The 23,782-nt window shown below is 71.7% G+C and carries 21 protein-coding genes; 7 read left to right on the top strand and 14 right to left on the bottom strand.

Annotation, left to right across the window (positions count from 1 at the left end; translation table 11 throughout):
- Positions 1–34 precede the first annotated feature (34 nt).
- On the top strand, positions 35–1,192 hold the full coding sequence (locus OG599_RS12905) for an acyl-CoA dehydrogenase (RefSeq protein ID WP_327180017.1): 1,158 nt from the start codon (positions 35–37) through the stop codon (positions 1,190–1,192).
- A 103-nt stretch (positions 1,193–1,295) separates the two neighbouring features.
- Here OG599_RS12905 and OG599_RS12900 read toward each other — a convergent pair whose 3' ends face one another.
- The 5 genes from OG599_RS12900 to OG599_RS12880 all read right to left on the bottom strand — a co-directional run bounded on the left by OG599_RS12900 (position 1,296) and on the right by OG599_RS12880 (position 3,977).
- Positions 1,296–1,724 carry a hypothetical protein gene (locus OG599_RS12900; protein ID WP_327176128.1) on the bottom strand — a complete coding sequence of 143 codons (429 nt, stop codon included), beginning with the start codon at positions 1,722–1,724 and terminating at the stop codon, positions 1,296–1,298.
- Positions 1,725–1,823: 99 nt separating this feature from the next.
- Positions 1,824–2,270: a hypothetical protein gene (locus tag OG599_RS12895; protein ID WP_327176127.1), complete on the bottom strand. Its 447-nt coding sequence runs from the start codon at positions 2,268–2,270 to the stop codon at positions 1,824–1,826.
- A gap of 177 nt (positions 2,271–2,447) precedes the next feature.
- Positions 2,448–3,251 carry a helix-turn-helix domain-containing protein gene (locus OG599_RS12890; RefSeq protein WP_327180016.1) on the bottom strand — a complete coding sequence of 268 codons (804 nt, stop codon included), beginning with the start codon at positions 3,249–3,251 and terminating at the stop codon, positions 2,448–2,450.
- A gap of 23 nt (positions 3,252–3,274) precedes the next feature.
- Positions 3,275–3,802 (bottom strand): DUF6879 family protein, encoded by a 528-nt coding sequence (locus OG599_RS12885; protein WP_327176126.1) that lies wholly within the window; start codon positions 3,800–3,802, stop codon positions 3,275–3,277.
- Positions 3,774–3,977, bottom strand: a complete 204-nt coding sequence (locus OG599_RS12880; protein WP_327176125.1) for a hypothetical protein — start codon at positions 3,975–3,977, stop codon at positions 3,774–3,776. Before OG599_RS12880 ends, OG599_RS12885 begins: the two co-directional genes overlap by 29 nt.
- 259 nt (positions 3,978–4,236) lie before the next feature.
- On the opposite strand from OG599_RS12880, the gene OG599_RS12875 reads away from it, so the two are divergent.
- Entirely contained in the window at positions 4,237–5,616 is a 1,380-nt protein-coding gene (locus OG599_RS12875; protein ID WP_327176124.1) for an SGNH/GDSL hydrolase family protein, read from the top strand.
- A gap of 87 nt (positions 5,617–5,703) precedes the next feature.
- Here OG599_RS12875 and OG599_RS12870 read toward each other — a convergent pair whose 3' ends face one another.
- Complete coding sequence (locus OG599_RS12870; RefSeq protein WP_327176123.1) at positions 5,704–7,092, bottom strand: LCP family protein; 1,389 nt, start codon at positions 7,090–7,092, stop codon at positions 5,704–5,706.
- 117 nt (positions 7,093–7,209) lie between these two features.
- Here OG599_RS12870 and OG599_RS12865 point away from each other — a divergent pair, with 117 nt between their 5' ends.
- Positions 7,210–7,833 (top strand): acyl-CoA thioesterase, encoded by a 624-nt coding sequence (locus OG599_RS12865; protein ID WP_327176122.1) that lies wholly within the window; start codon positions 7,210–7,212, stop codon positions 7,831–7,833.
- A gap of 63 nt (positions 7,834–7,896) precedes the next feature.
- Here the strand turns inward: OG599_RS12865 and OG599_RS12860 are convergent, their stop codons facing one another.
- Positions 7,897–9,396: an LCP family protein gene (locus OG599_RS12860; RefSeq protein WP_442809424.1), complete on the bottom strand. Its 1,500-nt coding sequence runs from the start codon at positions 9,394–9,396 to the stop codon at positions 7,897–7,899.
- Positions 9,397–9,595: 199 nt separating this feature from the next.
- On the opposite strand from OG599_RS12860, the gene OG599_RS12855 reads away from it, so the two are divergent.
- Positions 9,596–10,618, top strand: a complete 1,023-nt coding sequence (locus OG599_RS12855; RefSeq protein WP_327176120.1) for a glycosyltransferase family 2 protein — start codon at positions 9,596–9,598, stop codon at positions 10,616–10,618.
- Positions 10,619–10,716: 98 nt separating this feature from the next.
- On the opposite strand, the gene OG599_RS12850 is transcribed toward OG599_RS12855, so the two are convergent.
- The 4 genes from OG599_RS12850 to OG599_RS12835 form a co-directional block, all read right to left on the bottom strand.
- A complete protein-coding gene (locus tag OG599_RS12850) occupies positions 10,717–12,429 on the bottom strand; it encodes an LCP family protein (RefSeq protein WP_327176119.1) in 1,713 nt (570 codons plus the stop codon).
- 50 nt (positions 12,430–12,479) lie between these two features.
- Complete coding sequence (locus tag OG599_RS12845) at positions 12,480–14,270, bottom strand: LCP family protein (protein ID WP_327176118.1); 1,791 nt, start codon at positions 14,268–14,270, stop codon at positions 12,480–12,482.
- A gap of 224 nt (positions 14,271–14,494) precedes the next feature.
- Positions 14,495–15,910, bottom strand: coding sequence for an LCP family protein (locus tag OG599_RS12840; protein WP_327176117.1), 1,416 nt, complete (start codon positions 15,908–15,910; stop codon positions 14,495–14,497).
- A gap of 204 nt (positions 15,911–16,114) precedes the next feature.
- Positions 16,115–16,867, bottom strand: a complete 753-nt coding sequence (locus OG599_RS12835) for a TIGR03089 family protein (protein WP_327176116.1) — start codon at positions 16,865–16,867, stop codon at positions 16,115–16,117.
- A 138-nt stretch (positions 16,868–17,005) separates the two neighbouring features.
- On the opposite strand from OG599_RS12835, the gene OG599_RS12830 reads away from it, so the two are divergent.
- The 3 genes from OG599_RS12830 (at position 17,006) to OG599_RS12820 (ending at position 20,817) form a co-directional block, all read left to right on the top strand.
- The gene (locus tag OG599_RS12830) at positions 17,006–18,490 is read left to right on the top strand and encodes a peptidoglycan recognition protein family protein (protein ID WP_327176115.1); all 1,485 of its coding nucleotides are present in this window, start codon (positions 17,006–17,008) and stop codon (positions 18,488–18,490) included.
- Between the two features lie 80 nt (positions 18,491–18,570).
- Positions 18,571–19,662 (top strand): nucleotidyltransferase family protein, encoded by a 1,092-nt coding sequence (locus tag OG599_RS12825; protein WP_327176114.1) that lies wholly within the window; start codon positions 18,571–18,573, stop codon positions 19,660–19,662.
- 135 nt (positions 19,663–19,797) lie between these two features.
- The gene (locus OG599_RS12820) at positions 19,798–20,817 is read left to right on the top strand and encodes a DNA-3-methyladenine glycosylase family protein (protein ID WP_327176113.1); all 1,020 of its coding nucleotides are present in this window, start codon (positions 19,798–19,800) and stop codon (positions 20,815–20,817) included.
- Between the two features lie 24 nt (positions 20,818–20,841).
- Here OG599_RS12820 and OG599_RS12815 read toward each other — a convergent pair whose 3' ends face one another.
- Genes OG599_RS12815 through OG599_RS12805 form a run of 3 tightly spaced genes read right to left on the bottom strand, consistent with a single transcriptional unit; the run spans position 20,842 to position 23,703 of the window.
- Complete coding sequence (locus OG599_RS12815) at positions 20,842–22,203, bottom strand: coenzyme F420-0:L-glutamate ligase (RefSeq protein WP_327176112.1); 1,362 nt, start codon at positions 22,201–22,203, stop codon at positions 20,842–20,844.
- A complete protein-coding gene (cofD, locus tag OG599_RS12810; protein WP_327176111.1) occupies positions 22,200–23,156 on the bottom strand; it encodes a 2-phospho-L-lactate transferase in 957 nt (318 codons plus the stop codon). Before cofD ends, OG599_RS12815 begins: the two co-directional genes overlap by 4 nt.
- A 46-nt stretch (positions 23,157–23,202) precedes the next feature.
- On the bottom strand, positions 23,203–23,703 hold the full coding sequence (locus tag OG599_RS12805) for a cysteine dioxygenase (protein WP_327176110.1): 501 nt from the start codon (positions 23,701–23,703) through the stop codon (positions 23,203–23,205).
- Positions 23,704–23,782 lie beyond the last annotated feature (79 nt).

The raw sequence follows: 23,782 nt of genomic DNA, 5'->3' as shown, positions 1-23,782 counted from the left end.
GAACGGTAGTTAGCATCCTTGGGGAGTGAGCGTCTTGGCGGGTTCGACCGATTTCGACCTTTACCGTCCGGCCGAGGAGCACGACATGCTCCGCGAGACGATCCGGTCGCTCGCCGAGGCGAAGATCGCCCCGTTCGCGGCGGCGGTGGACGAGGAGGGGCGCTTCCCGCAGGAGGCGCTGGACGCCCTGGTCGCGGCCGATCTGCACGCGGTCCACGTGCCGGAGGAGTACGGCGGCGCCGGCGCCGACGCGCTCGCCACCGTCATCGTGATCGAGGAGGTGGCCCGCGCCTGCGCGTCCTCCTCGCTGATCCCGGCGGTCAACAAGCTCGGCTCGCTGCCGGTGATCCTCTCCGGCTCCGAGGCACTGAAGAAGAAGTACCTGGGCCCGCTCGCCAAGGGCGACGCGATGTTCTCGTACGCCCTCTCCGAGCCGGACGCGGGCTCGGACGCGGCCGGGATGAAGACGAAGGCCGTGCGCGACGGCGACTTCTGGGTCCTCAACGGCGTGAAGCGCTGGATCACCAACGCGGGCGTCTCCGAGTACTACACGGTGATGGCCGTCACCGACCCGACGAAGCGCTCCAAGGGCATCTCCGCGTTCGTGGTGGAGAAGTCCGACGAGGGTGTCTCCTTCGGTGCCCCGGAGAAGAAGCTCGGCATCAAGGGCTCGCCGACCCGCGAGATCTACTTCGACAACGTCCGTATCCCCGCCGACCGCATGATCGGCGAGGAGGGCACCGGCTTCGCCACCGCGATGAAGACGCTGGACCACACCCGCATCACGATCGCGGCGCAGGCGCTCGGCATCGCCCAGGGCGCCCTGGACTACGCCAAGGGGTACGTCCAGGAACGCAAGCAGTTCGGCAAGCCGATCGCCGACTTCCAGGGCGTGCAGTTCATGCTCGCCGACATGGCGATGAAGCTGGAGGCCGCCCGCCAGCTCACCTACAGCGCCGCCGCCAAGTCCCAGCGCCTCGACGGCGACCTCACGTTCTTCGGTGCCGCCGCCAAGTGCTTCGCCTCCGACGTCGCGATGGAGGTCACCACCGACGCCGTCCAGCTCCTCGGCGGCTACGGCTACACCCGTGACTACCCGGTCGAGCGCATGATGCGCGACGCCAAGATCACCCAGATCTACGAGGGCACGAACCAGGTCCAGCGGATCGTGATGGCGCGGAACCTGCCGTAACGGCGAAGCGACAGGGCGGCCCCCGCCGGTCATGGCGGGGGCCGTCCTGCCGTGCACGGCGCACTCACGCCAGGGAGATTCCGGCCTGCGCCCTGATGGCCCTTCAGGCGCTGTAGAGCGTCGGACGCTCCGCGACCTGATCAGGGGCAAGCCCCTCCACGGTCAGGTTCCCCGTCCAGAGCTGGTCACGGTTGGCGTACGTCGCGTCGAACCGGACGCACATGCCTCCCGGCTCCAGCTTCCATCTCCGCTCCGGGAACTGCGCGATGCGGTCGCTGCCGCACACGAGCGCCCGGGTTGCCTGGGCGAGCAGCCACTGGGCCAGCTCGTCCTCGCCGGCCGTGGGGCGTCCGCAGGTGCGGGCCATCCGCCACAGATGCCTCCACTCGGTCCCGGGGGTCAGGGGGCCGAGGACCGCCACGTCTCCGATCAGCCGGGCGTCCAAGTGGTGAGTGGCGTAGCCGACGACTACGCCGAACAGGGCGAAAACGGTGACTCTGCCGCTCCCGGTCAGACCCTCGCCAGATGCCATGGGCGGTACCTTCGCTCAGCGGAGGACCCGACTGCCCGCGACCCGCCAGGGCCCTCCTTCGTACGAGTGGGACACGACGGAAACCCTGCGGTGAGCGAGTCAGCAGCCGTCCCCGTCGCCGCAGCAGGCCGGCGGATTGCAGTTCTTCGCAGCGCCCCACATCCGCTCGTCGACCTGGAAACCGGCAGCCTTGACCCGCTCGACCACCGAGCCGATCAAGGGGCGTGTGCGGACGGTGGCCCTCGGTTCGTGGTCCAGGAAGTAGCCGAACTGCTCCTGGCACCAGGAGGCGTAGGCGCGTGTGTGGAGCGCGAACGAATGCCAGCCGGGGTCGACGTCCTGGGACGGAGTCATGTCGAAGGCGCGCGCGTCTCCCATGACCTTCAGGAAGGCGAGCGCCTGGTCCACGATCTTCCGGGCCGCGGGCAGTTCGTGCCCGTACTCCTCCGCACAGAACGCGGACACTCTCTCGAACAGTTCGGGGCTGACGAGGTCCCGACCGCGCCGTAAGGCGGCAGACGTTTCCCTCGTGGTCACTGTGGTCATGGCGAGGCTCCTTCTTGTGCGGGTGGAGGCCGGACGGCGTGCGGAGGCACCAAGGGGACGACAAGCGCGTCTCCGCGTACGCACGGCACGCTCGAACGACCCGTCCCGCGCGTCTGCCGCGTCCCCTCACCGCCCTGCGAGTGCACGGTCCATCGTTGCGGGGCCGGGCGCGGCTTTCTAGCCGGATTCCTGTTCGCGCAAAAGGTCGTCCCGGACGGACTCGACCAATTCCCTCATGACGTCACCGGAGAGGGCGGACGCACTGAATCCTTCGAACTTGGCCACGTACAGGGCAACGTCTCGGGGATCCGTCACCACTGTCTCGGCGTGCGCCATCTCCATGGTCACGGTGCGGTCGTCCCTGATCGAGAAAGAATGGCCCGGGAAATCGTTCTGAGGCTGGGAGAGTGCGACGACTCGTACATCGACATGGGGCAGGCGGGAGACGGAGACCAGGCGGTCCAATTGCCCCGCCATCATCAAGGGCGGAAGGATGCGCCAACGGAGAACTGATTCCGTGATGATGAAGCGGAATTCCTTGCCGTCCGCGTACAGGACGCTCTGCCGCGCCAGTCTCGCGCCGATGGTGCGTTCCAGTTGTTCTGCCGGCAGACCCTTTCGGGCGAAGACCGCCCGCACGTACTCAGGGGTCTGCAGCAGGCCGGGAACGAGTGAGGGCTGAAACAGGCGCAGCAGCGTGGTCCGTGATTCGAGAGCCTGTACCTGTTCCTGTTTTCGGCTGTGACCCAGGCGGCGAATCAGTCGCCATGCCGTGACTTCCGTGGCCGCCTCTCTGGCGGCGGCCATGTACTCCGCCTTCACCTGATCCGACACACCCATGGCGGTGAGGATGCAGTCGACATCGGTGACGCTCGGAGCGGCGTTCCCGGTCTCGATCTTGGAGAGCTTGGATCGGGACATGGCCGCGCCGCGGGCGACCGCCTTCGCTTCCATTCCGGAAGCCTCCCGCAGTTTCCGCAGGGCCGGCCCGAGGCTTGACTTGTTCACTCGCCGTACTTCGCCCACCAGTCGGAGAACGGCACGGCTTGGGCCATTGCCTTGTCCCTGTACGTGAGGAATGCGGTCAACTGATCCTCATCGGGAAAGGTTGTTCCTAGGTACTTCCCTGAATTGTCGTAGCTCATGGTCCCGATGATCCGCTCGTCGAAGAGCCAGAAATCCGGGGCGCCGGGGATCGGGTTCTCCTGGTCGGTCGTGTCGAGGATGAAGAACTCCTCCCCGGCTGCCATGTTCCGTCGATATCCCCAGGACAGCTCGAACCGCAGATAGTCCGTGAGCGGGCGGGCGAGGACGTGTACGCGGTAGATCCGCTTTCCCGACCGAACCGCCTTCGCGACGGTCGTCGTCCAGGCGGCCGTCCTGTAACCCTCCGGCTGCGGCTCTCCGGCAAGGAACGCGTGGTACGCGTCCACGCCGCCCGACTTGCTGTAGTCGTCCAGGGTTTCAAGTCGGAATGCTTCCTGCCTGAATTCTTCGAGCCATTCACCCAGCGTCTTGGACGAGGTTGTCATGAATAACCTTCCGGATGAGTTCGATCGGGATTTCCACCATGGTCTCGTGCGCCGGAATGTCCAGTCCGTGGCCGGACAGGCGGTTCCCCTGGACGGCGAGCGTTCCCCGGTCCGTGGCGTAGATGGTTGGGCATTCTCCGTCGTCGCACTGGCCCACCAGTCGTGTCAGCTTCACGGCCTGCCCCCTCGTGGTCGGATGTCCTCCCCTGATGCTCGCGGGCTCCACCCCCGGGGAACAAGGGGCCCGGGTTTCCGTTTCTGGAAACCGGCGTATCCGGGAGGGGGTGACCTTCGTGCATCAACTCCCCGAAACTTTCGCTCAGTTCGCGCGTTGTATCGGATCGTGCCAGAGTCATTGACACCCTGGAAACGCCCCGTTTACCGTCACCGCCGAAGCGCGCAAGGGGATCACTCCGTCCGAGGGGAAGCAGTCCATGGCTCGAAAAGTTTCGAAGGCCGGTCTGGCCGTGACGGTGGCGCTCGCGGCCACCCTGGCCACCGGTGTCGCCGTGGGAGCCGCCGGGGCCGCGGACGCGGGAGGGCACCCGGCGGCGAACGGCGGGAGCGGGCGGAGTGCCACCGCGCACGCGCGGCAGGTGGGGACGCACTGGGTGAACACCTGGACATCGATGCCGCAGCTGACCGAGCCGACCAACATGCCGCCCGCCCCGTTCAACCAGGACGGCAAGGTCCTCGACGACGCCACCCTGCGGCAGACCGTCCACGTGTCGGTCGGCGGGAAGCAGGTGCGGCTGCGGTTCTCCAACGCGTTCGGCGGCGCCGCGCTGCCCCTCACCTCGGTGTCGGTGGCGCTGCCCGCCGGGGGCCGGGCCGGTGCGAGCGCGATCCGGCCCGCGACCTCCCGGACGGTGACGTTCGGGGGCAGCGCCTCGGCGGTCGTCCCGGTGGGCTCCCAGGTCGTCTCGGACCCGCTGGACTTCGACGTGGCGCCCGGGACGAACCTCACGGTCACCGTGTACCTGGCGGACGGTCAGGCGTCGAACAGCATCACCTCGCACCCCGGCTCGCGGACCACCTCGTACATGCTCGCCGGCGACCACGTGCGGGACGAGGACCTGGCCGGTGCCGCCTCGGCCGCCCACTGGTACTTCCTCAGCGGCGTCGAGGTCTGGTCCCCGGACACCACCGCCGCCGCCGTCATCGTGGGCGACTCGCTCACCGACGGCCGGGGCTCCACCACCGACGCCAACAACCGCTGGCCGGACCAGCTCCTCGACCGGCTGCGCTCGCGCCCGGACACGGCCGGTACCGCGATCCTCAACCAGGCGGCCGGCGGCAACCGGGTGCTCAACGACGGCCTCGGCCCCAACGCCCTCTCCCGGGTGGACCGCGACGTCCTGGCGCAGAGCGGGGTCGAGTGGGCCCTCGTCTTCGAGGGCATCAACGACATCGGTACGGCCGAGGCCACCGAGGCCGTCCAGCAGAAGACGGCGGACGACCTCATCGCCGCCTACGACCAGATCATCGTCCGGGCCCACACCCAGGGCATCCGGGTCTACGGGGCGACCCTGACGCCCTTCGGCGGCAACACCGGCTACGACGACCCGAGCGGGTACCGCGAGCAGGCCCGGCAGAAGGTCAACGCCTGGATCCGCACCAGCGGCCGGTTCGACAGCGTGGTCGACTTCGACCGCGCGGTCCGCGACCCGAAGAACCCGCGCCAGATCCTGTCCGCGTACAGCGACCCCGACCACCTGCACCTGAACCCGGCGGGCTACGGGGCGCTCGCCGCCGCCGTCCCGGCCGGGCTCTTCCACCAGGAGCCGCTGCCCAGGGGCTTCGGCTTCGACTGACGCGCTCGGGCCGTCACGAGCAGGCCCGGTGAACGCGAGGGAGCCGGGACCCCGACCGGGGTCCCGGCTCCCTCGCGTGACAGGAGGTCAGCTGCCCTGCACCGTGACCTTCTCGTCGTTCTTCAGCTGCTCCACGAGCTGCTTGACCTTCGCCTTGTCCCAGATGAGGTTGCCCCCGCTGGTGCTCTGCCCGGAGAGCGGGATGTTCATCGACGTACCGTCGCCGCCGGTGACGCCCTTCATCGCGAAGAACATCCGGGCCAGCGACCAGAGCGACATGTCCTTGTCCACGACGAGGGTGTCGAGACCCGCGCCCAGCACCGGGTACAGCTTGAACGGGTTGATCAGCGTCGACGGGGTCGCCGTCTGGCTCGCGAGGGCCGCGAGGAACTTCTGCTGGTTCTTCGTACGGTCCAGGTCGCTGCCCGCGAAGGCGTAGCGGGTACGGACGAAGGCGAGGGACTGCTCGCCGTTCAGCGTCTGCTTGCCCGCCTGGAAGTCGGCGCCCGAGTTCTTGTCCTTGAAGGCCTTCGGGATGTCGAGCTCGACCCCGCCGATCGCGTCCACGATGCTGGCGAAGCCGCCGAAGCCGATCTCGACGTAGTGGTCGATGTGCAGACCGGTGTTGTACTCGACGGTCCGCACCAGCAGCTCCGGGCCGTCCTCCGCGTAGGCGGCGTTCAGCTTCACCGTCCGGCCGGTGCCCTGGTACGTCTTGCCCGACTCGGAGCCCACGAACGAGGGGATCTCCACGTTCGAGTCACGGGGCAGCGAGACCAGCGTCGGCCCGTTCGACCCGTTGTGCAGGATCATCATCGAGTCGGTGCGCTTGCCCTCGGCGGACCCGGTGTGCAGCTTCTTCTTGTCCTCGGCCGACATGCCCTGGCGGCTGTCGGAGCCGACGATCAGGTAGTTCGTGCCGTCGCCCGCGTCAGGGCGGTCGATGACCTTGGAGAGGTCGACCTCGCGCTTGAGCTTGGAGTCCGCCCAGAAGTACGTCGAGACGGAGACCGCCAGCACGACGACCACCAGGGCCAGCGCGCCGAGCTTGATCCGGCGCCGCCAGTCCGGCGCGGGCCGGCCCTGGACGTAACCGCCGTCACCGCCGCGCCCGCCACGACCACCGCCCGGCCCCTGCCCCGGTCCGTGGCCCGGTCCGTGGCCCTGGCCGTGCCCGGGGCCCTGGGGCGATCCGTAGACCTGGCCGGTGTTGTATCCGCTGTCGTACCCGGGTCCGGCCTGGCCGCCGCCCTGGGCGTACGGGTCGTACGCGTCGTGCTGGGGCGCCTCGGGGGTGCCGTACCCCTGGCGCCCCTGGCCCTGGTACCCCGGACCCTGCGGCGGCACCTGAGGAGCGCGCGGCGGGGCGGGGTGCCGCTGGACACGGGGCATGGAGCGCGCACCCTCGGGCTCGGGGGAGGCGCTGCCCCGGCCGTAGCGGTCGCTGTCGTCGTTCCATCCGGGCCTGTCACTCATGCGGACCAGTCTGCCGCCCCGGGGCACGCGGATCACAGGGTGTGAGAAGAAACGGTTCAGGGCTGTTGCGAAGCTGATGCAAATTCGGTCGCGCAACGGCCGCATACAGTGGACGGTATGACAAAACTGGCCAATCACCCCCAGGGCGAGAGCAGCCCCGAGGACGGAAGCCGTTCCCGGACCCGCACGGACGGCGGTGACGGCCGCGACGGTGCCGGTGACCTCCCCGGCAAGCCCACCGAGGCGTCCCGCACCACCCTCAGCCACATCATGACCGGCAGCGACACCAACCTCCTGGGCACGGTGCACGGCGGCGTGATCATGAAGCTGGTGGACGACGCGGCCGGGGCCGTGGCCGGCCGGCACTCGGGCGGCCCCGCCGTGACGGCCTCGATGGACGAGATGGTCTTCCTGGAGCCGGTCCGGGTCGGCGACCTCGTGCACGTACGCGCCCAGGTGAACTGGACGGGCCGCTCCTCCATGGAGGTCGGGGTACGGGTGATGGCCGAGCGGTGGAACGAGTCGACCCCCGCACAGCAGGTCGGCAGCGCCTACCTCGTCTTCGCCGCCGTCGACGCGGACGGCCGCCCCCGGCCCGTACCGCCGGTGATCCCCAGCACCGAGCGAGACAAGCGGCGCCACCAGGAGGCCCAGATCCGCCGTACGCACCGCCTCGCCCGGCGCCGTGCGATCAAGGAGCTGCGCGAGCAGCGCGCCGCGGACGGCATCGACGAGGGCTGAACCCGGCCCGGCGGCACCGACGAGGGCTGACCCCCGCGGCGAGAGAGCTCGGTGCGGCGCGGGTCAGGGGCAGACGACCTCGTCGCCGGTGACGGCGTGGAACGTACCCCGGGGCACGGTCTCCGCCCGCACCGGCACCACCGCCGCCCAGTCCTCGCCGACCGTCACCCGCAGCGTCGCGCCCTGGCCGGGCGCCGCCCGCAGCTCGCTGCCGGGCAACGCCGCGGCCAGCGACTTCGCCGAGCGGTCCCAGCGCGGGTCGTAGGTGATCAGGGTGCGCGCGAGGTCGCGGACCGCGCCGTTGAGGGGCGCCGCGGTGGTGTTGAAGCCGGTGGCGCGCAGGGCGGCGTCCAGCTGCTTGCCGAGACCGGCCCGCGGCGTGCCGTTGTAGACCTGGACCCGGATCTGCTGGGGCGCCACGTCCACCACCGTCGCCTTCGACTCCGCCGGGGCGGTGGACGGCTTCGCGGCGGTGAGCGGCTTGTCCTCGCGCAGGGTCCGGAACAGGGCGTTCGCCCGCGCGGTGTCCCACTTCACGGTCGACCCGATCCCCTTCACCGGGAAGCTCGGGTCGCCCACCGGGACGGAGGCGAACTCCGACGAGGCGGCGGTGAACCCGCGCATCGCCGACCCCAGCTCCAGCATCTGCTCGGTGCCGAACCCCTCGTCGGCCCGTACCGACCCCAGCATCGCCGAGACGACCTGCTGGAACTTCACGGGGTTGAGCAGCACCCCCTTGCTGGTCGCCCGCTCGATCACCGCCGCGACGAACTTCTGCTGCCGCTCCATCCGCCCCAGGTCGGCCGCCCCGTCGATGTGCCGGGAGCGGACGTACTGGAGGGCCTGGCCGCCGCCCAGCTCGTGGGTGCCCGCCGGGAGGTCGAGACCCGTGTACGCGTCCTTCAGCGGCCGCACCGTGCAGATCTCCACGCCGCCCAGCGCGTCCACCGTCTTCATGAAGCTGGTGAAGTCCGCCTCCAGGTAGTGGTCGATCTTGACGCCGGTCAGCTGCTCCACGGTGCGCACGGTCAGGTTCGGCCCGCCCTCCGCGTAGGCGGCGTTCAGCTTCACGGGGTGCGCGGCGTGCTGCTTGCCGGTCGTCCTGTCCGTGTGCGCGGGGATCACGGCGTAGCTGTCGCGCGGCAGGCTCACCACGCTCGCCCGCCGGCGGTCCTGGGAGAGGTGCACCAGCATGAGGGTGTCGGTGCAGTGGCAGGGGGCGCCGCCGAGCCGGTACTTCTTCTTCTCCGCCGCGGTGATGCTGTCGCGGCCGTCGGTGCCGACGAGCAGCAGGTTCGTCCCGCGGCTCCCGGACGGCCGGTTCTTCATGTCGCGGAAGGGGTCCACCCGGTCGATGCCGGTCTCCAGCCCGGTGACCAGCGCGTGGCCGATGCCGCCCGCGCCGAGTACCAGCACCGACAGCCCCGTCGCCACCCGCATCCCCCAGCGGGGCCGCTCGTCCTGCCGCCGGGATCTCAGCGGCCTCCCGGACGGCGCCGGACCGCGCCGCGGCGGAGTGCGCCGGGGGTGCGGTGGACGGGGCGGCCTGGGCGGCGTGGTCACGAGGGGGAAACCTCCTGGGCGTGGGCAGACCGTCCGTACGGTAAGTCCATACGATCTCCTTTCCGGGCTGCGACCCGGCGGGACGCGCCGTTGTCCCCCGTAAGCGGTAACGTGGCCGCGCGCACCACCTGTCGAACAACCGCCGTCTCCCGTGGTGCGACCCGGAGTCCGGCGCCCCCGAGGACCCCCCGAGGACCACATGTCTGCCGCGCAGTACCCCGCCGTCTCAGTGATCATGCCGGTGCTCGACGAGGAGCGGCACCTGAGGAACTCGGTCCGGCACATCCTGGAACAGGAGTACGCCGGTGAGATGGAGGTGGTGATCGCGCTCGGCCCGTCCAAGGACCGCACCGACGAGATCGCCGCCGAACTGGTGCGCGAGGATTCCCGCGTCCACACCGTCCCCAACCCCACGGGCCGCACCCCCGCCGCCCTCAACGCCGCCATCGCGGCGTCCCACCACCCGATCGTGGTGCGGGTCGACGGACACGGCATGCTCTCGCCCGACTACATCGCCACCGCCGTCCGCCTCCTGGAGGAGACCGGCGCGCAGAACGTCGGCGGCATCATGCACGCCGAGGGCGAGAACGCCTGGGAGGACGCCGTCGCCGCGGCGATGACCTCGAAGATCGGCGTCGGCAACGCCGCGTTCCACACCGGCGGCCAGGCGGGCCCCGCCGAGACCGTGTACCTCGGCGTCTTCCGCCGCGAGGCGCTGGAGAGGGCCGAGGGGTACAACGTCGAGTTCGTCCGGGCCCAGGACTGGGAGCTGAACTTCCGCATCCGCGAGGCCGGCGGCCTGATCTGGTTCTCGCCCGAGCTGAAGGTCCAGTACCGCCCCCGCCCCTCGGTGCGGGCGCTCGCCAAGCAGTACAAGGACTACGGCCGCTGGCGGCACGTCGTCGCCCGCTACCACGCCGGCTCGATCAACCTGCGCTACCTCGCCCCGCCGACCGCCGTCTGCGCCATCGCGGCGGGCATCGTCGTCGGCGCCGCGGTCACCCCCTGGGCCTTCCTCGTCCCCGCCGCCTACGCCGCCGCCATCACCGCCGGATCGCTGCCCGCGGGCAAGGGGCTGTCGCTGAAGGCCCGCGCGCAGATCCCGGTCGCCCTCGCCACCATGCACATGTCCTGGGGGTACGGCTTCCTCACCAGCCCGCGCTCGCTGGCCCGGCGCGTCATCGCCGGCCGCCGTCCCTCGCTGAGCGAGCAGACCGCCTGACACCCGCCCGCACGGGTCGTACGCGCGGGTCGTACACACATGAGGGAAGGGCTCCACCGTCGCGGTGGAGCCCTTCCCTCATGTGCGTGCCCCGGCGGCTACCAGGTGAAGTCCGGGTTCACGTGCATGCAGGCCCCCTCGTCGTCCCCGTTGAGGGCCTTCGCCGAATCGGGGGTCTTGTCGTCCGCCGCGGCGGGGTAGCTGCCCCCGTCGCGCCAGTCGGCGCCGACCGCCAGCGAGATCCCGGAGACGTCGGTGGACTGCTTCACCAGCGACACCGGGATGCCGAGCGCCTTGGCGACCGCCTGGGCGTCGCCCTCCAGGTCCGCGCTCGGGTACAGGACACTGGTCCGCGCCGACGGGGTGACGTCCGAGGAGTTCAGCGTGGCCCGGACGAAGCCGGCGTCCTTGAGCTGGTCCCGTACGTCACCGGCGCGGCCGCGAGCCGAGCTCTGGGAGTCCGTGGCTGTCCCGTTGCGCACCGTCACGGCGATCTCGTCGACCGGCGCGGACAGGTCCGCGGGCGTGGGCGAGGCGGTCGCCGCGGGCTTGGACGCCTTGCCGTCGAGCGCGACGTCGTCCCGCACCATCCGGAACAGCTGCTCGGCGTCGCCCGGCTTCGGAAGGACCCGGTCCTTGAGCTCCCCGGTGCCGTAGACGTTCGGCATGGTGGTCATCGTGATCCGCTTGGACGGGACCTTCTTGAGCTCCCCCGCCAGGTCGTACAGCCCCTTCGGGTCGAGGGCCTTGTCGACCGTGAGCGCGCTGCTCGCGGCCTCGGCGAGGTCCATCAGCTTCCCGGGGTCGGTCAGCTTGGTGCCCTTGCGGAGCTCGCGGACCATCGAGTTCAGGTACTGGTGCTGCGCCTCTTCCCGGCCCAGGTCCGTGTTGTCCTCGAAGCCGTAACGGGTGCGCAGCCACTGGAGGGCCTGCTTGCCCTTGATGGAGGTGGTGCCCTCCTTCAGCTTGAGGCCGGAGCCCGCACCCTTGCTGGTGTGCGAGTAGACGTTGGCGTCGACGCAGACGGGCACGCCGCCGACGGCGTCGGCCATCGACACCACACCGGCGAAGTCGATCATCATGAAGTGGTCGATGGTGATGCCGGTGAGTTCGTACCAGGCGGCGACCGTGCAGCCGGGACCGCCGCGCCCCAGGCTCGTGTTGGTCATGACCAGGGAGGTGGAGGCCTCGTAGACCTCGCCGGTCTTCGGGTCCGTGCACTTGGGCATCTTCAGCATGGTGTCGCGCGGCATGCTGACCACCGAGATGTTGCTGCGGTCCGCCGAGACGTGCAGGAGCATCTGCACGTCGGCGAGGGGCGTGGAGTTGAAGGTCTCCTTCGCGCCGCCCAGCTTCTGGTTGGCCGCGGTGTCGCGGGCGTCGGAGCCGATGATCAGGATGTTCAGCGGAGTCTGACCGGCCGCGTTGGCCTTGTGCTCGGTCATCTTCTTGTCGCCGAGGGTCAGATCCTCCTTCTTTATGTTGTGGTTCAGGTGCTGGTAATACGCGTAACCGGCCGCGCCGGTGGCGAGTATCAGCAGGGAGAGCACCGAGGCGATCCACCGCAGGACGCGGCGCTTGCCCTTCTTGGGCGTGCGCCGGGACGGGCGGTCGGCGCCACCGCCGGCCTTGTGGCCCCTGCGCGGGGCCGGGACGGTGCCCCCGCCCGTACCGGGCCCGGGCTCCCCGCCTTCCCCCGTACCGTCCCCCGCCGCTTCCCCGTCGGCGTAGAGACTGTCGTCCCAGCCGAGTTGATCGGCCTTCTGGACGCGTGGTCGCGTCCCCTCCCCGGGCGTGCTGTTCCGTCCCAACGGGACCCCCCCTGCTGCTCAGACTCTCGCGGTGGTGCGGCGAACGGGTTTCACTCGCTGCACACCGCCTTGTCGGCGCTAGCCCTCTGGATGTCGGTGGGTGCCGTGGCGGGTGCGTCGACGGCGACCCCGGCCCCCTTGAAATCGGCGCCGAGCGTCAGCGTCATCGCTTCCAGCCCTTCGGCGTCCGTGGTGCCCTGCTTCAGCGCCGAGGCGGGCAGCCCCATCATGTCGGCGAGCGCCCGGGCCTGGTCCGCCTGGTTGGGCGCGTACTCGAGCGTCGTCTTCGCGATCTTCTCCGGCGCGTTGGCCTTGTTGGTGGACTTCAGTACGCCCTTTTCGAGCTGGAGCCAGCTGACGGTGGCCCCGGCGGCACCGGAGATCTTCCCGCCGTTGTACACGTCCACCCGTACGTCGGCCGCCTTCGCCCGGGTCCCGTCCAGCAGGGCGGCCTGCGCGCTCTTCTGCTTCGCGGCGGCGGCCTTCTGCTGCGCCGCCACCTCGGTGAGGGAGACGTCCTGACGCATCGTCTCGAAGAGCTGCTCGGCCTTGGTCGGATGCACGACGACCGTGACCGGCGTCGGCTCGGCCGGGTTGTCTATGACCGGCACCGTGGTGAAGGTGATGTTCTTCGCCGGGACCTTGGAGAGCTCCTTGGCGAGGGTGGTCAGCTTCGCCACCGAACCGATGCCCGAGTCGACCGTCAGCGCCTTGGTCGCCGCGTTGGCGAGCTTGAAGAGCTTCGTGGGGCTCGTCAGGGTGTCGTCCGACTTCATCTGACGGATCATCGAGCCGAGGAACTGCTGCTGGACCTTGATCCGGTCCAGGTCGCTCTCGTTGCCGAAGCTGTGCCGCGTCCGCAGCAGGGCCAGGGCCTGCTCGCCCTCCACCTTCGACTCGCCCTTCGGGAGCTTGAGGTGGGACTTGGGGTCGTCGATCGGTTTGGCCATGCAGACGGTGACGCCGCCGACCGCGGTGGAGAGCTCCTTGACCGCGTTGAAGTCCACCATCATGAAGTGGTCGACCGACAGGCCGGTGAGCTCCTTCACCGTGCGCATGGTGCAGCCGGGGTCGCGGCCCTCCTGGCCGAGGCTGACGTTGAAGCGGTCGTTCGGCGTCCCGGGGATGACCTCGGTGGTGCCGTCCTCCTGCTTCGTCTCGCAGTCGGGGATGTCCATGACCAGGTCGCGCGGGATGCTGAGCGCGGTCGCGTTGGTCCGGTCCGCCGAAACGTGGAAGAGGATGTTCGTGTCGGCGTGGCCGGCGCTCCCGGCGTCGCCGTAGCCCTCGTTGCCCTTGCCGGTGCGCTTGTCGGTGCCGATGATCAGGATGTTCATCGGGCCGGAACTGGTGACGTTCTTGTTGCCGGCGGAGCCCACGTCGACGGTGCCTATGTTGCCGTTGAAGTGCCGGTAGAGGGCGTACGCGCCGCCCGAGCCCGCGACGACGAGGAACGCCGTCACGCCGCCGGTCCACACCAGCCACTTCTTCTTGCCGCTCTTCTTCGCCCTGCGGGTGCGGCGCCCGGCCGGGGCCTCGGCCTCCGCCGCGCGCCTGGGCCCGCCCGACCGGCGGCTGCGCTGGCCGGGAACCCGCTCGTCCCCGCGCGGTGCGGGGTCCTCGTCCGATTCGGGAGAGGGGGCCCGGCGACGGCCGCCCGGACGGGGTTCTCCGGCATCCGATTCGTTTCGGCCGCGCGGAATGCGGGGTCCTTCGTCCACTTGCGGAGAATGCTCTTCGGAGTGGTTCAGTCGCAGTTCGTAATTGCCGGTTCGCGGGTTCAGGACCCACTGGTCCGCGGGGTCGATATCGTCCGCCCGTCCACGGCTTTGCGCATCCACGGTTGCCTGGGTCCTCCGTCGGTGCCACGCGAGGCGCCTTCCCCGAAAAGGCGCTCCGAATCTGCGTTCCAGAAGTGCGCGGCCGGAAGGCCGGACGCACCGGATCGCGTCACACTATCCGCCCGTTCCGGAGCGCGGCGACGAGCGTGACACATTCCACGGCCCCTACAACCGGGCATTCCACCCATTCCGCGCCGTTTGTGCCGTTCTGCTTGGGAATTGCTTTACCGCTTACACAGGTCATCCGCAGCATTCGTACCCGAGTAAGTGGGGTTCGGCGTCACTCCGGCCGCAGCGGGTGCCCTGCCGGGCGCCGTGTCCGCCCTTTTCGCGGGGGCGGGACCGTCGCCCGAATTGCCGGCCGGTACGACCGTGACCGGAGCATCCTCGCGCAGCTGGCTGAAAAGCCGGTCCGCATCCGGTTGCACCAATTCGTCCCGATTCGCGTTCTGCCGGTAGGGCCGGCGCGGGACGGTCAGGAACTGCACCTTGTCCGTGGGTACGTTCCGCATTCCGCGGACCAGTCCGTAGAGATCGCGCAACGAGTCCAGTCCGGCGTCCGTCGTCAGCGACTTCGTGGCCGCGTCGAGAACGGGGTAGAGCCGGGCCGGATTGAGCAGGACACCATTGCTCTGCACCTTGTTCACCAGGGCGGCGAGGAATTGCTGCTGCCTGTTCATCCGGTCCGTGTCGCTGCCGTTGCCGAGCGACTTGCGCGCGCGTACGTAGCCGAGCGCCTGCTCACCGTCGAGCGTGTGCCGTCCGGCCGGGAGCTTCAGATGCGCCGCCGGGTCGTCGACGGGCTCCCGGAGGCAGATCTGCACGCCGTCCACCGCGTCGACCATGTCCTTGAACCCGCTGAAGTCCACCACCATGTGGTGGTCGACCCGGATCTTCGTCATGAGCTCCACGGTCCGCACCGTGCAGGCCGTGCCGCCGATCTCGAACGCCCAGTTGAACTGGGCGGTCTGCGCGCCGGTCGCCTTGCCGCCGGAGCCGTGGCAGCTGGGGATCTCCACCATCAGGTCCCGGGGGACGGACACCGCGGTGGCGCTCTCCCGGTCCGCCGCGAGATGCAGCAGGATCACCGTGTCCGAGCGCTGCGCCCCGCCGTTGTCCCGGCCGTACTTCCGGTTGTCCCCGGCCCGGCTGTCGGAGCCGATGAGCAGGATGTTCTGGGCGTCCGTCACCAGAGCGGTGGGGCGCTCGCGCTCGTACGCCCGCAGCTCGGCCTCCGCGCTCGTGTCCGTCCGGATGTTGTCGTCCAGCTTCCGGTACAGCCACCAGCCGATGCCCGCCGCGACCAGGAGGACGAGCGAGGCGCCCAGCGCGGTCCAGCGCACCCAGTGCCGCTTCCGGCCCTGGGGACGCACGGCCCGGGGGCGGGCCGCCCAGGTCCACGACCGACCGCCGCCGCGCCGCCCGCCGTCCCGCGATCCGCTGTCCGGCGACCCGTGGTCCGGCGACCCGTGGTCCCGGCCGCCGCCGTCGTCCGGGCCGTGGGGGCCTTCGGAACCGTCGGAGCCGTGACCGCCGGAGCCGGAGCCGGAGCCGGAGCCGGAGCCGGAATCGGGGTCGGGGTCGGGGTCGGGGTCGGGGTCGGCCGGCGTGCCAGCGCTGTCGGTCACGTCTGCGTCCATCCTCGGGTGGTCGGTACCGCCGATGATGTACCCGAGTCACCGCCCAGCCCCGGGGGACCGGGCCCGCGAGGGGCCGGACGAGTGACCCTCGCAGCGCTTTTCATACCGGCCCGCGCGGACGGCCGGCCGGACACCGCGCGGCCCCTGGACCCGGCCGGCCGGACACCGCGCGGCCCCTGGACGTGCGGCCCCCGGCCCGGTCGGTCAGAGCGCGCGGTGGGTGACCCGCTCGCTCTCCACCCGCTTGGCCAGCCCGTCCTCGTCCAGCTGCCCGGGATGGCGGCAGAGCACCACCGAACCGCCCGACGCCAGCGGTGCCCAGAGCCCGGCGGCGAGCCCCTCCCAGCTGTCGTACGAACGCCCCGACAGCAGCCGCGAACCGGGGGCGAGCCCCAGCCCGGCGGCCTCCTCGCGGGCGCGGGCGACGAGCCGCGCGCCCGTCAGCTCCGTGCCGTCCACGACGAGGGCGGGAGCGTCCGGGTCGACCGGCTGGAAGGGGGCGAACCGGTCGCCCTGGCCGGGCACCTCGACCGCGTAGTCGGCGAAGCCCGCGGGCGCGACCGGGAAGCGGCCGCCCAGTGGACGCAGGGCAAGGGCGATGCGCTCGCCCGGACATGCGAGGGCGCGCTCCAGGGTGTCCGGGCCGGTCACCACGAGGTCGGCCGCCGCAGGGTCGCCGCCCACCTCGGCGACCACGCCGACCGAGGCGCAGGCGAGCAGCCAGACGGCCGACTGCCAGTGCGCGGGGAGCAGCAGGGAGAGCCGGTCGCCCGGTTCGGCGGCCAGGTCGCCCTGGAGCAGATTCGCGGTCTTGGCCACCCAATTGGCGAAGGTGGCGACCGAAAGTTCGACGCGCTCGCCGGTGGCGTCGTCGTAGAAAGTGACCAGGGGGCGGGCCGGGTCCGCGAGGAGCGCGGATCGCAGCAGGTCGGCGGGGGTGCGGTCGCTGGCGTTCATCCGCGCAAGCGTACGCGGCGGCGGCGCCGGGCGGCCGGGGAACGGGTATGCGGGGCCACCGTTCGGCAGACGGGCCGTCAGGGCGATCGGAGTCCCTTCGGGTGGCCAGGCGTATCAGCCTATTTGAGGATCAATGACATGCGTACTCTCCACGCCGCAACGATCGGCGTCACCTGTGCGGCCGCACTCACCCTCTCGCTCGCCGCGTCCACCCCCGCGCTGTCCGTGGCGCCGGCCGCGGTGGCCCCGACCGCCGACCCTCCCGGCTCGACGCAGTCCCTGCCGCTGGTGCCGCTCACCGAGAACCGGGCCGCGGGGGAGACGTCCGCCGTCGTACCGCAGGGCCTCACTCCCAAGGAGGTCAAGCCCTTCTCCCTCCTCGGCGTCGTCTGGGACGACGCGGCGGCAGAGCTGCCCGGCACGGTCGAGGTCCGGACCCGCGCCACCTCCACCGCCCGCTGGTCCGGCTGGCAGTCCGTCGAGACGCACAACGACGAGCACGCGGCGGAACCCGGCACCCCCGAGGCCGAGGCGGCCTCCGTGCGCGGCGCGACCGCCCCGCTCTGGGTCGGCGCCTCCGACGCCGTCGAGGTACGGGTCCGGCCCGCCGGTACCGACCTGTTCGGCCGGGCCGCGGAGCCGGCGGCCCTCCCGAAGGGGCTGCGCCTCGAACTCGTCGACCCCGGCGCGGACCCGGCGCCCGTCACCACGAGCACGGTTCCGGGCGTGCAGACGGCAGCGGCCGGCACGGCGGTGACGGGCACGGCGACGACGGGGGAGGCCGACAAGACGGGTACGGGCACTGCGGTCCCGCCCGACACGGACACCGCCGACGTCGCCGTGCTGCCCGCGCTCAGCCGCGCCCAGACGATCGCCGACGCGCAGGCCCGCGGGCTGGGGCTCCCGGCGGAACCCGAGGGCCAGGACGGCGCGAGCGACCGGACCGGCCAGGACGACCAGAGCGGCGAGGCGGCGGACTCGCCCCGGGCCGGGGCGGCGGTCGCCGCGGCGAAGCCGTACATCGGTCCCCGCCCGGGCATCATCACCCGCAAGGGCTGGGGTGCGGACGAGAGCCTGCGCGAGCGTCAGTTCGCGTACACCACGACGGTGAAGGCGGCCTTCGTCCACCACAGCGCCACCGGGAACAACTACACCTGCTCCCAGTCGGCCTCCATCCTGCGCGGCATCTACCGCTACCACGTCAAGAGCAACGGCTGGCGGGACATCGGCTACAACTTCGCCGTCGACAAGTGCGGAAACATCTACGAGGGCCGGGCCGGCGGCGTCACCAGGGCGGTCCTCGGCGCGCACACGCTCGGCTTCAACACCAACACCATGGGCATCGCGGTCCTCGGAAGTTTCGCCAGCACCAACCCGCCCACCGCGGCGGTGAACGCCGTCGCCAAGCTCACCGCCTGGAAGCTCGGGCTGTTCGGCATCAACCCGAAGGGCACCGTCACCCTCGTCTCCGGCGGCGGCAACAGGTACAAGAAGGGCAGTTCGGTCAAAATGAACGCCATTTCGGGGCACCGCGACGGATTCGCAACCGAATGCCCCGGAGCACGTCTCTACAAGAAGCTCGGCACGACCCGCACCACGTCGGCCCGCCTCCAGGGGCGCTGACCGGGGGCGGGCGGCGGGTCTGCATACACTGGCCAGCCGAACGAGGCCCGGCCCCCGGCAGGAAGCAGAGAACAGACGCCGTGACAGAGGCAAGAGAAGCGATCCTCCTGGTCGGTGGGAAGGGCACCCGGCTCCGTCCCCTCACGGTCCGCACCCCGAAGCCGATGGTGCCGGCTGCGGGTGTCCCCTTCCTCACCCACCAGCTGGCCCGCGCGCGGGCGGCCGGCGTCGAGCACATCGTGCTGGCGACGTCCTACCTGGCCGAGGTGTTCGAGCCGCACTTCGGTGACGGTTCGGACCTCGGCCTGCACATCGAGTACGTCACCGAGCGCGAACCGCTGGGCACCGGCGGCGCGATACGCAACGTGGCCCACAAGCTCACCTCGGGCCCCGACGAGCCGGTGCTCATCTTCAACGGCGACATCCTCACCGGCCTCGACATCCGGGCCCTGGTGAGCACGCACACCGACTCCGGCGCGGACGTCTCGCTGCACCTGACCCGGGTCGAGGACCCGCGCGCGTTCGGCCTCGTCCCCACCGACGCCTCGGGCAGGGTCACCGCCTTCCTGGAGAAGCCGCAGACACCCGAGGAGATCGTCACCGACCAGATCAACGCGGGGGCGTACATCTTCCGCCGCTCGGTCATCGACACCATCCCCGCCGACCGGCCGGTCTCCGTCGAACGCGAGACCTTCCCCGGCCTGCTCGCCTCGGGCGCCCACCTCCAGGGCATGGTCGACTCCACGTACTGGCTCGACCTCGGCACCCCGCAGGCGTTCGTACGCGGCTCCGCCGACCTCGTCCTCGGCCGCGCCCCCTCCCCGGCCGTCCCCGGCCGCTGCGGCGAACGCCTGGTGCTGCCGGGCGCGCGGATCGCCCCGGACGCCAAGCTCAGCGGCGGCACGGTCGTCGGCGAACGCGCGGTCATCGGCGAGGGCGCCCGGATCACCGGCTCGGCGGTGCTGGCCGACGCGGTGATCGAAGCCGGGGCCGTCGTCACCGACTCCCTCGTCGGAGCCGGCGCGCGGATCGGCAGCCGTACGGTGCTGGCCGGCGCGGTCATCGGCGACGGCGCCCGGGTCGGCGCCGACAACGAACTCCGCGACGGGATCCGCGTCTGGTGCGACGCCGTCCTCCCGGACGCGTCGGTCCGCTTCTCCTCGGACCAGTGACGCACGCGGGCCGGTGACGCAGGGGGCCGGTGAGGTACGTCTCCGGGCCCGGCGGTCCGGGCCCCCGGGCACCCCGGAGCCGTACCCTCGGAGGGGCACGCCCCGCACCGCCGAACCACCCGAGGACACCGACCCGTGGCAGGACGCTTCGCCCCCCGCACCGCGCGCACCGGCCTGCCCCGGCAGACGCCGGCCGCCGCGCGCGGGGGCGTACCCGCCGCCGGGCCCGCTCCGGCAGAGGTCCCGCTGACGCGGGAGTGGACCCCGCCGGGCCCGTTCGACCTCCACCTGATCCTCGGGCCGCTGCGACGCGGGACCGGCGACCCCACCTTCCGTACGACCGACGACGGCAGCGTCTGGCGGGCCACCCGCACCCCGGCGGGCCCCGGCACCCTCCGCGTCCGCGCGGTGCCCGGCGGCCGGGTCGGCGCGACCGCCTGGGGGCCCGGCGCCGACTGGCTCCTCGACCAGCTGCCCGAACTGCTCGGCGCCACCGACGACCCGGACGCCTTCGAACCGCGCCACCGGCTGCTCGCCCTCGCCCGGCACCGCCGTCCCGGGCTGCGCCTGCTGCGCACGGGCCTGGTGATGGAGTCCCTGATCCCGTCGATCCTCGAACAGAAGGTCACCACCACCGAGGCCTACCGCGCCTGGCGGCTGCTGGTACGCCGGTACGGCACCCCGGCCCCCGGTCCCACCGCCGGACTCGGGCTGCACGTCATGCCCGACGCGCGCACCTGGGCGCTGGTGCCGTCCTGGGAGTGGCACCGGGCCGGCGTCGACGCCAAGCGCTCGGCGACCGTGCTGCGCGCCGTACGGGTGGCCCGCCGCCTGGAGGAGGCGGCCGGCATGGCGCTGCCCGAGGCGAAGGCCCGGCTGGAACTGATCCCGGGCATCGGCCCGTGGACCTCCGCCGAGACCCTCCAGCGCTCCAACGGCGCCCCGGACGCGGTCACCACCGGCGACTACCACCTGCCGGGCATCGTCGGCCACGCCCTCGCGGACGACCGGCACGCCGACGACGCCCGGATGCTGGAACTGCTCGCCCCCTACGCGGGCCAGCGCCACCGCGCGACCCGGCTGATCCTTCTCTCCGGGGTGTCCCGGCCGCGCCGCGGCCCCCGGATGACCCCGGGCGACATCGCGTCGCTCTGAACCGCCCGGCCGGCCCAGGGCGCCTCAGCGCACCGTGAGGAAGTCCTCCGCGTCCCGGGCCGGCCGCTCGCGCGGCGCCGTCGCGGGGCGGCCGATGGCCACCGCGCCCAGCGGGTCCCAGCCGTCGGGCAGGTCCAGCACCTCGCGCACCACGGACCGGCAGAACATCGTGGAGGAGACCCACGCCGAGCCGAGCCGCTCGCCCGCGAGGGCCACCAGGAAGTTCTGCACCCCGGCCCCGGCCGCGACCACGAACATCTCGCGCTCCGCGGTGTCCCGCCGCTCGTCCCCGTAATGGTGCGAACCGTCCATCACCAGGCACGGCACCGCCAGGTACGGCGCCGAACGCAGCACGTCGCCCCGGCGCACCCGCTTCGCGATCGACTCCTCGCTCTTCCCGTCGCGCCGCAGATCGGCGATCCAGGCGTCCCGCATCGCGTCGAGCAGCCGGGTCCGCGACTCCTCGGACTCCAGCAGCACGAACCGCCAGGGCGTCGTGTGGTGCGGCGCCGGAGCGGTCACCGCGGCGGCCACCGCCCGCCGGACCGCCCCCGGGTCCACCGGGTCGTCGGTGAACTCCCGGACGGTGCGCCGCAGCGTCACCGCCTCCCGGACCGCCTCGGACGTGCCGAGCCGGAACATGTCGTCGGCGGCGCCCCGCACCAGCGCCCGCGCCCCGGCCTCGTCCGCGGAGGCGGAGGCGGCGGCGGCGTCGCCCGCGGTGACCACGTGCGCGGTGACCACGTGCGCGAGCCCGCGCACCACCGCGACGGGCAGCCCGGCCGCCTTGCCCTTCACCAGGTCGCCCGCGGCGGCCAGTTCGTCGGCGGTGGCGACCACCGTCGCGTTCAGCGGGTTGCCGTACGCGTCCGTACCGCCGCGCAGGTCGTCCAGGACCCGCACCCCCGCCGCGCCGATTGCCACGTCCGTCAGCCCGGCCCGCCACGGCCGCCCGAAGGTGTCCGTGACGACGACGCCGACCTCCACGCCCAGCGTGTCCCGCAGCCCGTCCCGGATCGCCCGGGCCGAACGGTCCGGGTCCTCGGGCAGCAGCAGCACCGTCCCGGCGGGGGTGTTCGAGGCGTCCACCCCGGCTGCGGCCATCACCAGGCCCTGCCGGTTCTCGACGATGCGCAGGGTGCCGCGCCGCGCCACCACGCGCACGGTCTCCGCGTCGATCGCGGCCTCGCGGTCGGTCGCCTCCAGGATCCGGCCCTCGGCCTTGGAGACGATCTTCGAGGTGACGAGCAGGACGTCGCCGTCGGCCAGCCCCGGTTCGGCGGTGGCGATCAGCTTGGCGATGTCGTCGCCCGCCCGCACCTCGGGCAGCCCGGGCAGCGCCCACACCCGGAACGAGGGAACCGCACCCGTCTCCGCCGCGCTCACGCCCGTACCTCCTCGGCCAGCGCCAGCGCCTGACGGGCCATCTCGGCCGTGGCGTCCACGTCCGTCATCATCAGCGGCACCGCGCGGCAGCGGATGCCCGCCGCCTCCACCGCGTCCACCGCACCGGCGTCCACGGTGTCCACCAGCCAGCCGTCCAGCAGCCCGGAGCCGTAGTGCGCGGCCACCGCCGCCGCCGTCGACTCGACGCCCACCGCGGCCAGCACCTTGTCGGCCATTCCGCGCACCGGGGCGTCACCCACGATGGGGGAGAGGCCGACGACCGGCACCCCGGCCTCGGCGACGGCCTCCCGGATGCCGGGCACCGCCAGGATCGTGCCGATGGACACCACCGGGTTCGACGGCGGGAAGACGATGACGTCCGCCGCCGCGATGGCCTCCAGCACCCCCGGGGCCGGCTTGGACTGCTCCGCGCCGACCGGCACGATCGCCCGCGCCTCCACGGACGCCCGCAGCCGCACCCAGTACTCCTGGAAGTGGATGGCCCGGCTCTCGCCGTCGATCTCGACGGCCACATGCGTCTCGACCCGGTCGTCGGACATCGGCAGCAGCCGGACCCCCGGCTGCCAGCGGGCACAGAGGGCCTCGGTGACCGCGCTGAGCGGGAAGCCCGCGCCCAGCATCTGGGTACGGACCACATGGGTCGCGAAGTCGCGGTCGCCCAGCCCGAACCAGTCCGGCCCCACGCCGTAGGCCGCGAGCTCCTCCTTGAGGTGGAAGCTCTCGTCGGTGCGCCCCCAGCCCTGTTCCTCGTTGATGCCACCGCCGAGGGTGTACATCACGGTGTCGAGGTCGGGGCAGACCTTCAGCCCGAACAGATGGATGTCGTCGCCGGTGTTGCCGATGACGGTGATCTCCGCGTCGGGTGCGGCCTGTTTGAGGCCACGCAGGAAACGAGCACCACCGATACCGCCGGCCAGAACCACAATGCGCATGCCCACAGTTTGTCAGGCGGAGCCCGGCGGATCGCGGGCCGGGTTCTCAGGCCCGTACGGCGTCCAGGGCCGCGGGGGCGCACCGCGCGGTGTGCATCGGCATCTCGGTCAGGCCGGGGAAGTACACGTGCAGGCTGACGGCGGGCGCGAGGGAGTCGTTGACCACCTCGTGGACGTACCCGGGGGCGAAGACCCGCTGGCCGTCGGCGCCGATGCTCCGGCTGCCGCGCTCGGTGCGCTCGGTCAACTCGCCTTCCAGCACGGTCAGTACGCCGGACGACGGGCCGTGGTCATGGAGCCCGCTGCCCTGTCCGGGGACCCAGCTGAGCAGCCAGACCTCGTAACCGGGCCCGGTGCGCAGGCGGTGGTACCAGCGGGTGCCGGCGTCGTACTGGACGAGCGGGGCCCACTGGGCGCGGTCGGCGGCGATGGAGCGGGCCAGGCCGGCGAACTCGGCCACGGTGGTGGGGTGTTGCTTCGGCGGCAGGAGCAGGTGCTGGACCTCCAGGAGGTCGCCGGCGATCTGCAGGTCGCTGTCGTTGTTCATGGATGCGGTGTTCCTCGGCATCGGTGGTGCGCGTGGGGGTGCGGCTCGGTGGTGGTGCTCGGGAGGGCCCGCGGGTACG

The organism is Streptomyces sp. NBC_01335 (assembly GCF_035953295.1).
Lineage (GTDB): Bacteria > Actinomycetota > Actinomycetes > Streptomycetales > Streptomycetaceae > Streptomyces.
This window is presented reverse-complemented; position numbering and strand designations above follow the sequence as displayed.

What these genes read in the sequence shown, in the direction of transcription:
- OG599_RS12900 (WP_327176128.1), bottom strand. Translation starts at nt 1,724, where the DNA reads ATGGCATCTGGCGAGGGTCTGACCGGGAGCGGCAGAGTCACCGTTTTC.
- OG599_RS12895 (WP_327176127.1), bottom strand. Translation starts at nt 2,270, where the DNA reads ATGACCACAGTGACCACGAGGGAAACGTCTGCCGCCTTACGGCGCGGT.
- OG599_RS12885 (WP_327176126.1), bottom strand. Translation starts at nt 3,802, where the DNA reads ATGACAACCTCGTCCAAGACGCTGGGTGAATGGCTCGAAGAATTCAGG.
- OG599_RS12875 (WP_327176124.1), top strand. Translation starts at nt 4,237, where the DNA reads ATGGCTCGAAAAGTTTCGAAGGCCGGTCTGGCCGTGACGGTGGCGCTC.
- OG599_RS12870 (WP_327176123.1), bottom strand. Translation starts at nt 7,092, where the DNA reads ATGAGTGACAGGCCCGGATGGAACGACGACAGCGACCGCTACGGCCGG.
- OG599_RS12865 (WP_327176122.1), top strand. Translation starts at nt 7,210, where the DNA reads ATGACAAAACTGGCCAATCACCCCCAGGGCGAGAGCAGCCCCGAGGAC.
- OG599_RS12855 (WP_327176120.1), top strand. Translation starts at nt 9,596, where the DNA reads ATGTCTGCCGCGCAGTACCCCGCCGTCTCAGTGATCATGCCGGTGCTC.
- OG599_RS12840 (WP_327176117.1), bottom strand. Translation starts at nt 15,910, where the DNA reads ATGGACGCAGACGTGACCGACAGCGCTGGCACGCCGGCCGACCCCGAC.
- OG599_RS12835 (WP_327176116.1), bottom strand. Translation starts at nt 16,867, where the DNA reads ATGAACGCCAGCGACCGCACCCCCGCCGACCTGCTGCGATCCGCGCTC.
- OG599_RS12830 (WP_327176115.1), top strand. Translation starts at nt 17,006, where the DNA reads ATGCGTACTCTCCACGCCGCAACGATCGGCGTCACCTGTGCGGCCGCA.
- cofD (WP_327176111.1), bottom strand. Translation starts at nt 23,156, where the DNA reads ATGCGCATTGTGGTTCTGGCCGGCGGTATCGGTGGTGCTCGTTTCCTG.
- OG599_RS12805 (WP_327176110.1), bottom strand. Translation starts at nt 23,703, where the DNA reads ATGAACAACGACAGCGACCTGCAGATCGCCGGCGACCTCCTGGAGGTC.